Here is a 12,409-nt window from a genome sequence, read left to right on the forward strand (position 1 = left end):
CTTTGACTACATCGAGCGGTTCTACAACCGCAAACGGATTCATTCCTCGCTGGGGTATCGGACCCCGTTCGAGGTCGATCAACTCAACCTAGCCGCTTAACCGACTGTCCACGAAATCGGGGCAATTCCACAGCTTAGCGGAGTGAATTCCAGGGTAACCACGCTGGCCTTCTTCCTAACCGCCGATATTTTAGGATAACCACGGGACGGTCAGCGTAGCCGCGCAGATTTTTAACGTAGCCAAGGGGACCTGCAGCTTAAGAGCGGGGATCCGGCAAAGAAAAACGGCAGGGCCTTAAGGGGCCTTGCCGTTTTTTCGGAACAGTCGAATTCTTAAATGCTGACCACAGGGCAACACAGAGGTAAAGCGAGAGGGACACGGGGGGAGAACCAAAATCTTCTGTGAGTACTGCTTTTGTCTTTCCTCGCGAAGGCTGGTGGCTACGTGGCAAACCCGCTTTAGGTTTCCTCGCTGTTGTTTTCCTCTGAGTGCCTCTGCGTCCTCTGCTGTAAAAGAAGCTTTTAAGCTGCAGAATTCACGGTCTACAGAAAGCTTTTGGCGGCCAACGACAGAAGGCTCAGCATGGTCGCGGCGATGATCTTCCGATTCCGCCTGGCCTCGAGGAGCACCACCATCTTAAGCCCAAGAAAGAGGATCATCGACTTCCCCGCAACGCTCAGGAGGTGCACCGGGCGGGTAACCGAGTCGGGCAACAGCGGAATGGTGACCGCGATGAAGAGGACGAAGTACTCAAGCGGCGAGTCCATCAAGAGCCTGGTCTTCTTGCGCAACATGAGCAGAATGACGACGCCAAGCAGCACCAGGCCGAAGAGGTAGTTGGAGAGGTAGCTTACCGGCAGCCCCATGAAATCGAGCTCGCGGCCGCTGTTTTCCACCACGTAGATCAAAAAGGCGCCGTTAAAGTAGATGATGATCTGCAAAAAACGGTTTCCCAAGTCGGCCGTCTGCAGAAATAGGACTAACGTGGCAACGATGAGAAGCCAGGCAACCGAGGCGTTTGCGATGTTTACCGGGCCGTTTATCAGAAAAAGGGGGAGGCTCAGGACCAACAGGATGAGGTACTTCACCCCAGTCAGAAAGTAATGGGAGTAGCGGACCATCCACCGATAAGAATATGCACTTAAGAGGGCGTGGTCGTCACGCAGGAAACGGTGCTCCTTCCCCTCCAGAAGCCGAGCCAGTGCCCAGTTGGAGAGGCAGAAAAAAACCAGCAAGAGCACAAGGTTCACCAACTGCAGGTGATCCGGCAGCTGCCGGAACATGACCGCGTAGGTAGCGAGAAAGTAGCTCAAACCGTAGACCAGGATAACCGTCGTCTTGTGTCCCAGTCCCAGGTCCATGAACCGGTGATGGATGTGAGAGCGATCCGGGCTAAAGATCCGTTTCCCGTTCACCAGCCGTTTCCCCATCACGAAGACCGTATCGAACACCGGTACGGCCAAGATGATGAGCGGCGTCAGTTCCGAGCCCTGCCCCGTTGCGTAGGTATGCTGCACCAGGTGCACCGACAGCATTGCCAGGCAATACCCGAGAAAGAGGCTCCCGCCGTCGCCCATAAAGATGCGAGCGGGATAGCTGTTGAACTTGAGAAATCCCACCACCGCCCCCAGCACGGCGGCGCTCACCCCGACCATCATCTCATCCCCAGCCAGATAGGCCAGAAGACCGAACGCCGCAGCAGCAATGGCAGTGACCCCGCCGGCCAGACCGTCCAGTCCGTCCAGCAGATTGATCGCGTTGATCACGCCAACGATGGCGAAGACAGTAAAGGGAATCGACAGGTAACCAAGCAGGATCTCGCCTTGACCGAAGAGGTCGCCGATACTGGTGATGTGGATATCCCCCACGAGGGTCACCACCAAGGCCGCCATCAGTTCGCCAAGGAACTTCATTCGCGGGGCGATCTGCTCAAGATCGTCGGTAAGCCCAGTAAGAAAGACCACTACTCCGCCAGCTAAAAACCCGCGCATGGTGCGATCGATGTTCGTAAAAAGGATCACACCGAGTAATAGGGCGAAAAAGATCGCAATCCCCCCGAGACGCGGAATGGCGCCGGTGTGCACTTTGCGTTCATCTATTTCGTCAAAAATGCCAATAGAAACCGCAAGCCGTGAAATGTTGGGGATCAACACAAGCGAGGTAAATAACGAGGTAAGGAATATGTAAAATATGTATATTAGTGGCATTTTCCCATTACATTCTCAAGCCGAATAAAGCCACCGCAACTGTGGGCCTTTACCTTTAAGCGGCAGATCAACGTTCTGAAGCTTCAACAACCATGAGTCAAGGGGCGTCAGAACCACCATCCTTGCAGTACTTTTTTGTTTTTTACCAATTCATATGTAATTAATACTATCTAATTTAACGCCCCATACTCTTTTGTTCCTCAAAATAAGTATCCCGACCATTCTAACAAAAAAACTAAATTAGCCTTACATAAACGTTTCACCTCAGGAATTCCTCAGAAGCACCTCTGGTTATATACACCACAACAGTATTAGGTTCAATCCCTTTAAGGCATATTTAAGGCGCCAATAGAGAACCTGGCGAATCCACTTCATACCGCTAACTCCTCCCTTAACCGTTAAAGGAGTGATTATCTCCGCGTCTCACGACAGATATCCGTACACGCCTTTTCACACACCAATAGCACAAAGACCAGAAATTATGGGTCCTTTCCAGACTTAGAGCTTCAGCCACTTTTGAATATAAGGTCTGAGGCCAGACGATGACGATTTCAGTCCCTCCTGGTGGCCTCCCCCCACGCCATTTAACCAGGTAGCGGGTTACTGGAGAACCGCGATTCTGAGGTTATGGAATGTTGCCCTTTTCTGCACGTTTTAAAATAGGAAAAAACATTTATGCCTCAGAATTACGAATATTTACACAAACACCTCCTTGACACTGCAATATTTTGAGCACCCTTCGACATGATACCGACAAGCTTGCTATCAGGCGCTAACTCTTGCAACAGTAGCTAGTTAGCGGAAGCAACATGATATGGCACGCAACTTGTACAAGAGTAGCAGCAAGATGCCCCTTTCTCTCAGGAAATCCGCAAAACATGACAAAGCGCAATTTAATCGTTTGATTTTTTTGATTTTAACAATACAATCTAATGTCGAATTTAGCCTGGCGCTCAAGCAGCCAGAGATTAACACTGCCCGAAGGGAGATGAGATGAAATTAATACTTGCCACACTTTTGGGAATCACTCTTTTTGCCACACAGGGGCAGGCTGAGTCACTATCCAGCCAATCCGACGTTCTCAACTACAGTATTGGAGTTGAGACTGCTCGGAATCTGAAGAAGCAGGGCGTTGACATCAACCTCGAAATGATCATGAAGGGTATGAGGGACGGTCTGTCCGGAGAGAAGATCCTCGTTCCCGAAAAGGTCCTGAAAAAAACCATGAACGACCTGCAGACCGAGGTGCGGCGCAAGCAGCAGGTAAGCAGGAAAGAGCGTGGCGAAGACAACAAGAAAAGGGGCGAGGCGTTTTTGGCGGCCAACAAGGCCAAAGAAGGTGTCGTCGCGCTCCCCTCGGGCTTGCAGTACCGCATCATCCGCAAGGGAGACGGTGCCAAGCCGCAGGACCAGGACATGATCGAAGTGAATTACCGCGGCACCCTTCTTGACGGTACCGAGTTCGATGCCTCTCAGGAGGGAAAGCCTGCCGTCCTCGCCATGAAAGCCACCATCCCCGGGTGGCGCGAGGCGCTCAGGAATATGCCTATTGGTTCAAAGTGGCTGTTGTTCATCCCCTCGCAGCTGGCCTACGGGGCGCGCGGGGCGGGCAAGGAGATCGGCCCCAACGAGACCTTGCTCTACGAAGTCGAGCTTATTGCCATCAATCCCCATAAAAACGAAATTACCGGGAACGCCAAGTAGTCGAGGTCGGCAAGGTGCTTCCCGCGATTAACCGCACTGACTAGCGGCAGCTAAGGCCGCAATGACCTCAGCAGTATGCGTGTCCACTGAAATGTCTGTCAAATGTCGTAACTGAGTACTGAGATTGCAACGAAAAGGATTTCCCAAATTTGAGAAAAGGAGGTGTGAGACAGAAAGGCACCACCAGGTTTTATGCAGTTATCGCAGGCAACGTGTAATGGAAGATGCAATAAAAGGAGACCCATCATGAAAAGACGCAGTATGCTGAACCTCATGCGCCTGCTGCTGCTGTTAGCCTCGATACCCCTGGGCGCCCACCTAGCCCACGCGGGGGCGGGATTTGGCTACAGCACCTACAGCAGCGGATCCACCAAGATCGTCCCGACCTACTACGCCAACAGTGTCAGCATCCCGAATGTTAGCGGCAAAAGCGCCCAGTTCATGAGGAAGTTCGTTGACGGTCTGCCCGGCCTCACTGCCGCTGGTGCGAACAACCTCGGCCAGTACCTCCCGGTGGCGACCTCCGAGAAGTGGGTGAACGGCAACGGTGTGACGACCAACGACGATTACTACGAAATCGGCATCGTCGAGTACACCGAGAGGATGCATAGCGACCTCCCCAAGGCGACCACCCTGCGCGGTTACGTGCAACTCGAGACCCCGGGGCTTGCCGCTGCCGGCAAAAGCGCCCACTACAAGCTCACCAACCCGGACGGGAGCCCGGTGCTGAACGCCGCCGGCAAGCAGGTCTATGCGGTTGACAAGCCGCACTACCTGGGACCGGTCATCGTGGCCACCCGCAACGTAGCAGTCCGCATCAAGTACTCGAACCTGCTCCCCAAGGGCGGATATGACCCGGCCACCGGCAAGCGTAACGGCGACCTGTTCCTCCCGGTCGACAAGACCCTGATGGGTGCCGGCATCGGCCCCGACGGCGTCAACAGCTACACGGAAAACCGCGCCGAGATCCACCTGCACGGCGGCGACAACCCCTGGATCTCCGACGGCACTCCGCACCAGTGGATCACGCCGGCCGGCGAGAACACCCCCTACCTGGCGGGTGCTTCCTTCGTCAACGTCCCCGACATGCCCGATCCGGGTCCGGGTTCCGGTACCCTGTACTACCCCAACGGCGACAGCGCGCGTCTTATGTTCTATCACGACCACGCAGCCGGTATTACCCGTCTCAACGTCTACGCCGGCGAGGCAGCCGGTTATCTGTTGACCGACCCTGCCGGTACCGGCGAGAACGCCTTGCCGTTGCCGACCGACCAGATCCCCCTGGTGATCCAGGAGAAGACCTTCGTCCCGACCGACATCGCGACCCAGGATGCCCTCTGGGACACCAAGCACTGGGGGCAGCCGGGCGACCTGTGGTTCCCGCACGTGTACGAGACCAACCAGGATCCCACCTCCTTTGACGGCACCAACCCGGTTGGCCGTTGGGACTACGGCCCCTGGTTCTGGCCCATCTTCCCGGTCAGTCTCGACCTGCCGACCGGTGCCTACGGTGACGTGACCACCACTCCCGAGGCGTTCGGCGACACCCCGATCATCAACGGTACCGCCTATCCGACCTTGACCGTCGATCCTAAGGCCTACCGGTTCCGCGTCCTGAACGCGAGCAACGACCGCATGTTCAACCTGAGCCTGTTCCAGGCCGATTCGTCCGTAGTGACCGACGATGGCCGGACCAACACCGAGGTGCGCATGGTTCCATCCGCGCCGCCCACCTCGACCTCCATCCCGCGCGCCTGCAAGTCCACCGATCCGGTTAACCCGGCAACCGGTCTGCAGGTCTCCGCTGCAGCCGAGACCATCGGCGGCATCGTAGTCCCCGCGGGTACTGCTTGCTGGCCGGCCACCTGGCCGACCGACGGTCGTGACGGCGGCGTTCCCGATCCGCGTGCCGCGGGTCCGAAGATGCTGCACATCGGTACCGAGGCGGGTCTCAACCCGCAGGTTGCCGTGCTTCCGGCCAACCCGACCAACTACGAGTACATGCGTCGCAGCGTGACCGTGCTGAACGTTTCCGACCACGCGCTGTTCCTGGCTCCGGCCGAGCGTGCCGACGTGGTTGTGGACTTCTCGCAGTTCGCCGGTCAGACCCTTATCATGTACAACGACATGGCAGCCCCGGTTCCGGCGTTCGACGCCCGTATCGACTACTACACTGACGATCCCGATCAGACCGCGAACGGCGGCTGGTTCACCACCCTGGCCGGTTACGGCCCGAACACCCGCACCATTATGCAGATCAAGGTTACCGGCACCCCGGGCGTTAACGGCACCCCGTACAACGAGGCAGCCCTGACCGCCGCTCTGCCGGCCGCGTTCGCCGCGACCCAGCCCAAGCCGGTGGTAGCTGAAGCCGCCTTCAACGCCGCGCTGGGAACCAACTACATCAACCAGTATGCGAAGATCTTCACCGGTTCCGCCAACCAGCACACCTTCAACTTCGTGGCTGGCGACACCTTCAGCTACTATCCGGAAAACTCCACCTCCATGGTTACCGTTAACGCAGGCCAGGTCGCCCAGGTACCGGTACTCAACAAGGCGATCCAGGAACTCTTCGATCCGCGCGGCCGCATGAACGCGACCCTGGGCGTCGAGATCCCCTTCACCGGAGCCAACATCCAGACCACCGTACCGCTTGGTTATATCGATCCGGCAACCGAGAGCATCGGCGACGGCGAGACCCAGGTCTGGAAGATCACCCACAACGGCGTTGACACCCACCCGGTACACTTCCACCTGGTCAACGTGCAGGTCATAAACCGCATCGGTTGGGACGGCACCGTGAAGCCGCCTGCAGACTTCGAAGTAGGTTGGAAAGAGACCGTCAGGATGAACCCGCTGGAGGACATCGTCGTCATCGTGCGCGCCAAGAAGCCCACGCTGCCCGGCTTTGGTCTGCCGACCAGCCAGCGTCTGCTCGATCCGACCCAGCCGGTTAACTCCACCATGGGCTTCAGCAACCTTGATCCCTTGACCGGTAACGCCTTCCCGGCGGCACAGGCCGTCAAGAACGTGATGACCGACTTCGGTTGGGAATACGTGTGGCATTGCCACATCCTGGGCCACGAAGAGAACGACTTCATGCGTCCGTTCATCTTCAAGGTCAACGAGACTCAGGCCGCAGCCGCGACCAATCTCGCTGCAGCAATGGTCTACCCCGCTGCTGTTAAACTGACTTGGTCTGACAACTCCAACAACGAAATCGGTTTCCGAGTAGAACGCCGCACGGGCACCGGAGCGTACAGTGTTATCGGTACGGCCCTCGCCAATGCTCAGATTTTCACTGACACGACCGCGGCTCTGAACAAGTCTTACTCTTACAGGGTAATTGCGTTCAATGCAGCTGGTGACTCCACCGCTTCGAACATCGCTTCCATTGCCACTCCGCGAGTCTCCGGCACTATCTTGATCAACGGTGGAGCGACGGTAACCAATCAAATAAACGCCACCCTGACTCTGTCGGCGACCTCTGTTTCCGGTACCGTGACCCAGATGCAGTTCAGCAAGGACGGCGGCGCCACTTGGTCAGCTTATGAAACCTACGCGACGACAAGGGTGGTGACCCTTGCCCCTGCGGGGAACGGAGCCAAAACCGTTTCGGTTCGTTACAAAGACTCGGTGGGTAACGTCTCTGCAGCCATCACCGCTAGTATCAACCTTGACACCACCGTCCCGACCGGGTCGATAACGATCAACGGTGGTGCAACAACTACGGTTTCCCAGACGGTCACTCTGACACTCTCTGCCTCGAACCCCGTCCCGGTTACCCAGATGGCCTTGAGCACCGATGGCGGTGCTACTTGGTTGCCGTATGAGCCGTACGTGACGACCCGCTCCATCACCCTGCTCCCCCTGGGCTCGGGTGTGAGGACCGTAAGCGTACGCTTCAAGGATTCGCTGGGTGCAGTTTCTCCGGTGTACACCGCGTCAATCACCGTTGCGCTGCCGCTGCCGACCGGCACCATCGCCATCAACGGCGGCCAGCCCCTGACCAATACCACCTTGAGCTCGCTGACACTGTCGGCAACCTCACCCAACGGTCCGGTAACGCAGATGCAGTTCAGCAAGGATGGTGGAACTACCTGGTTCACCTTTGAGCCCTATGCCACCACCAAGTCGGTGCAACTGACCCCTGCCGGCGACGGCGTCAAAACCGTCTCGGTTCGTTACAAAGACTCCGTCGGGACCGTATCCAGTATGTACACGGCATCCATCATCCTAGACACGACGCCGCCGACCGGCTCAATTCTGATCAACGGTGGCGCCCCAACCACCGCCTTCTCCGTGGTAACACTCACCCTGTCGGCTTCTGATGCAAACGGTGTCGGCATGATGCAGTTCAGTAAAGATGGCGGTGTAACCTGGACGGCTTGGGAAACCTACGCTACGAGCCGTAGCGTAACACTGTCCCCGGCAGGTCCCGGCATCAAGACCATGGCGGTACGGTTCAAAGACAATGCAGGCAACGTCTCAGGTATGTACCAGACGTCCATCCAGCAGCTGTAACCAGTCTGAACCGGTAACAACAAAGGGCGACCCGCAAGGGTCGCCCTTTTCTTTTGGTGCCGCAGCTGATCCCGCAGCAATTCCGTTTTGCTTTGTCCTAAGGCATTAACAGCAAGCTGTTAAAAGAGTCAAGGTACGGGCACAGGATCTTGCAGCGACAGAACCTGCTGGCGCTGGCGTAACCGAACCGCCAATTCGTTAGTATCAACCGACTGAACCGGCTTCCGGTCCCGAACGGCAAGGTAGGCGGCAATCCCCGCGGCGTCGCCCAGGATCATGTATTGCGGTTCCATGCGTAGAGAAGAATACGCAATGTGCGAGGCCGAGATGCATACAGGGACCAATAAGTTCTCGCACTCGCCATCCCGGGGCACGATGGAGCGGTAAGGAATCTGGTAACCGCGGACAGGAACCTCAACGTCCCCCTCGTTTATAACCGTGCCGTCAGGTGCGACGCTCCGCTGCACATGGTGGGAATCGATGCTATAGGAACCCATGCCAACGGAGTCCGTTTGGATAAGGCTGGTCAGGAGGTCGGCCTGGGTCATTACATACTTGCCGATGAGCCGCCGGGCCTCACGGACGTACAACTGGAAAGGCCAGTTACCCGTATCGGTAAATTCATCTTTTGCCAGACCCCAGGCAAGCATCTGGTTGCGCACCGTCGTAGGCACGCCTGGGTCGTGTGACAAAAAGTACAGCAATCCCTGGATGTACAACTTGTGATCGTCACGGATCTGTCCCCTTCTGGCTGCATCCGCCTCGGGATAGTCCCAGTTCCCCCCAATCAGATCTGTCGAGATGGGACCGTTGTTGTTGCAGTCACTCTTGTTGTTGGGCAACGGGGAGAGTGCCAAAATGTTACCCAGTGTTATTGTCGCAGCATTTTGGCTCAGATATCGCTGCAGCAACTCGTAGCGTTTCGGGTCGTATCCTGGAGGTTGGGAAAAAGGGATCCGATTGGCAGGGTCCGTACTAAGGCAGAGCCGGTAGGTATACGCGGGGATTTTAGTGTCACCATCCCCCGGATTTTTGCCATCCGCAGCCCCAACCATAGGAAGTAGAGTTCCTTGGCTATCAAAGGCAGAAAGCGGGGTCGTGAACTGATGGTACTGGCTGTGGCTTTGCTTGCCGGCGAGACTCTCCTGATAGGTTGCAACGCCCTCGCGCCCCACGGCATAACTCACGCCGGCCTTAGCCATAAGATCACCCTCGTACGAGGCGTCGATAAAGACGCCGGCGGTATAGATCGTACCGTCATCGAGCGTGACGTTGTTTATCCTCCGATTACTGAAGTCGACACTACTTAACCCGTGATTATAGAAAACGTTGACCCCCGCCTCCGAGAGCCAGCCTTTAAGCACCTGCTCCGCAATGTGGGGCTCGAATTTCCAGGCGATAGAGGTGCCATAGGCAGCACCCATCCTTCGGAAAAACTCGCGGGACCTACCGCCTATAAGGTTTTTATTTCCAGAATCGGTAGCGCCAAGACCAGCAGCAACCATTCCCCCTACGTGGCTCCCAGGTTCGATCAGCGCCACCTTAAGTCCCTGCTGTGCAGCGGATACGGCAGCGATGACCCCACCGGCTGTGGCGCCATACACAACGAGGTGGTAGCCTGGGATCGAGCTGTCGATGGCTGGCGGTGGCGAAGGCGGAGGCGGCGCCGAAGTGGTCGAGCAGGAACTTTCACAGGTGAGGACGAGGACTGCGAGTAACACAACGATTCGCTTGGTTGGCATGGTACTCCTTACGGTAGCGGCGGCTAGTGTGAAACCACGCGATAGTACCCCTCGAATTCATCTGCAACGTGGTCCCAACTGTAGTGTCTCTCGACCCTGGTGCGAGCCAGGCGGCCCCAGGATTCCCGATCCTCCTCTGGAAATCCCAGGATTTTCTCCAATTGATCCTTCAAGTGCTCAATGTCTTTGTTCCTGAAGGTAAAGCCTGTATCCGCTAGAGCTTCACGATTCTCAGGGATATCGCTGACCAGGCAGCAGTTTCCGTAGCTCATCGCTTCCAAAAGCGCGATCGATAGCCCTTCAATTTCAGAAGGCTGAACGTAGACGGCAGCGTGGGCAAAAAGCTCTTCAAGCAGACGCCCCTCGACGTACCCGGGAAACAAAATGCGCGGATCGCCACCGGACAAGGAGTTCAGCGTTTCCTTATATCCCCCCTCCCCTTTCACGTCACCAGCGATCACCAGTTTGTAATCCGTGGCTATACGCCGGAAGGCAGAAATAAGATAGTGGGCACCCTTCTCCGGAACCAAACGCGACGCGAAAAGGATATAGCGTTTGGCCTCCAACCCCAGAGAGAAGATCTCTTGGGCTGGTACACGCTCCTTTACCTCAGCGCCTGTTGGAATGTAGCGCATTTGAACACCACGGGTGTCGTGGTAATAGTCACACTGAGTCTGCGAAACTGCCGTAAGATACCGGTTGCTGGCCAAAGATATTGTTTCCAGCAGCTTCAACAGGCTTCGCCCAAGAAAGTTCCAGCGGCTACGCTGCCATTCTATCCCGTGCATCTGCAGCAGACAGCGCTTTTGCCGCAGGGCCAGCAGTGGCGCGAACGCCCCTGAAGCGACGCTGTGGCAGTGAACGATATCATACTTAGGTGCGATAAAAACGAGGTGGAGTGCAGCGGCAGCAGACGCAGAGAGTTTCTCTAAAGCGGGGTGCCAAATACTGGGAACCTTGACAACCGTCATGCCGTGAACCTTGCCAACGACGTCACCGTAATGGGCCATCGAGTACAGTGTCACCTCATGACCACGTGCGGTAAGACGTCGGCCGAGTTCCAGTGTGTACTTTTCGATCCCACCACCGCGCTCTATATTTTTCACGACAAAGAAAGCGATCTTCAAAATTTTCCCCGCTTATCTGCGGTGCCTCTTGCTAGAAAAAAACACCGTCCGAAGTCTATGACGAGGATCCTTGCCGCGGATCCTGTCCGACATCGTAGTGTGGGCAACAGGCCCCGGAGACCCGCCTTCCGGTGAGCCGCTTCAACCTGCTCTTCAACACCCAAGGAAGAATTTTAGGCAAATACTTCCGCATAACAGGGGAAGCTGAGCCGATCATCCAGCAGTTTTTCGGGCAACTGGCAACCTTGGCGCGCACCTCCGCTGCCGTTTTGCTGCGCCAGAGGTCCATGAAGTCATCGACCGCGTGGAGGTTTCCCATGCTCTGGAACCAGTATTTATCTTCCATCCCGTTGCAGGGAAGCACCTCTCCATACGGATCTATGAAGAAGTTTTCAGTACCGGCCTCGCAGGGTAGCATCCGCCTGCCACCGCGGATGTAGTTAATCAACCCAAGGTTGAAGAAGGCCCGAAACCACGATTTTGGGTGCCGCTCTCTTAAGAGCCTGTCCATAAGCTCTTCGAAGTTACCGGCAACCTCTTCGAGATTGGTAATGCGATTGTCGTCTTTTTGGAAGTAGAACGAATTGTGAAAAGCCGCAGTGGCGAACTGCAGTTTCAGCCCTTTGGCCAATTCGTAGAGCCACAGCATATCTGCGGAATTGTGGTTACTGACAGTGATTCCGAATCCAATATCTTTGATCCCCATTCGTCGCAGCCCAAGCAGAACCCTCAGCCCGCGGTCGAAGCCACCTGGGCGCCCGCGTAGTTGGTCATTTTTTTCCGAAAGGCCCTCAATGCTCACTCGAAAGCCGAGGTTGGGATAGGCGGCAGCCAGAGCGTAAATTCGGTCTTCGTACCAGCCACTGGTCGAAATCACGACCCTTTTGGTCTTGCGAAACAAGATCTCGACAATCTCGCCAAGATCTTCGCGGACGAAAGGTTCCCCTCCTGTTACGTTCACTGCGGCCAATTGCGGCAGTTTTTCAAGAAGTTCCGGACGAAATTCCTGTTCAGGATTGCTGGGTCCAGACCATATATTGCACATCGTGCAGCGCATGGGACAGCGATAGGTGACGATTATTGAAGCATCCATAGGTTATCCTT

The 12,409-nt window shown here is 56.1% G+C and carries 7 protein-coding genes; 3 read left to right on the forward strand and 4 right to left on the reverse strand.

Going from position 1 to position 12,409, the window contains the following annotated elements; translation table 11 throughout:
- Positions 1 to 100, forward strand: a 100-nt coding sequence (locus tag GMST_RS22615) for an IS3 family transposase (RefSeq protein WP_371873112.1), incomplete at its 5' end; no start/stop codon positions are given.
- A gap of 443 nt (positions 101 to 543) precedes the next feature.
- Here the strand turns inward: GMST_RS22615 and GMST_RS13135 are convergent.
- Positions 544 to 2,208 carry a glycosyltransferase family 4 protein gene (locus tag GMST_RS13135; RefSeq protein WP_308936495.1) on the reverse strand — a complete coding sequence of 555 codons (1,665 nt, stop codon included), beginning with the start codon at positions 2,206 to 2,208 and terminating at the stop codon, positions 544 to 546.
- A 993-nt stretch (positions 2,209 to 3,201) separates the two neighbouring features.
- Between GMST_RS13135 and GMST_RS13140 the strand changes: the two genes are divergently transcribed.
- Both GMST_RS13140 and GMST_RS13145 read left to right on the forward strand, forming a co-directional pair.
- Positions 3,202 to 3,912, forward strand: coding sequence for an FKBP-type peptidyl-prolyl cis-trans isomerase N-terminal domain-containing protein (locus GMST_RS13140; RefSeq protein ID WP_183355136.1), 711 nt, complete (start codon positions 3,202 to 3,204; stop codon positions 3,910 to 3,912).
- A gap of 246 nt (positions 3,913 to 4,158) precedes the next feature.
- Entirely contained in the window at positions 4,159 to 8,436 is a 4,278-nt protein-coding gene (locus GMST_RS13145; RefSeq protein ID WP_183355137.1) for a multicopper oxidase domain-containing protein, read from the forward strand.
- Positions 8,437 to 8,564: 128 nt separating this feature from the next.
- Here the strand turns inward: GMST_RS13145 and GMST_RS13150 are convergent, their stop codons facing one another.
- The 3 genes from GMST_RS13150 to GMST_RS13160 are packed head-to-tail and all read right to left on the reverse strand — an operon-like array spanning position 8,565 to position 12,398.
- On the reverse strand, positions 8,565 to 10,178 hold the full coding sequence (locus GMST_RS13150) for an FAD-dependent oxidoreductase (protein WP_183355138.1): 1,614 nt from the start codon (positions 10,176 to 10,178) through the stop codon (positions 8,565 to 8,567).
- A gap of 23 nt (positions 10,179 to 10,201) precedes the next feature.
- Complete coding sequence (locus GMST_RS13155) at positions 10,202 to 11,305, reverse strand: glycosyltransferase family 4 protein (RefSeq protein ID WP_183355139.1); 1,104 nt, start codon at positions 11,303 to 11,305, stop codon at positions 10,202 to 10,204.
- A 55-nt stretch (positions 11,306 to 11,360) separates the two neighbouring features.
- Positions 11,361 to 12,398, reverse strand: coding sequence for a radical SAM protein (locus GMST_RS13160; protein ID WP_183355140.1), 1,038 nt, complete (start codon positions 12,396 to 12,398; stop codon positions 11,361 to 11,363).
- Positions 12,399 to 12,409 lie beyond the last annotated feature (11 nt).

Origin of the sequence: Geomonas silvestris (genome assembly GCF_014193515.1) — a bacterium.
GTDB lineage: Bacteria > Desulfobacterota > Desulfuromonadia > Geobacterales > Geobacteraceae > Geomonas > Geomonas silvestris.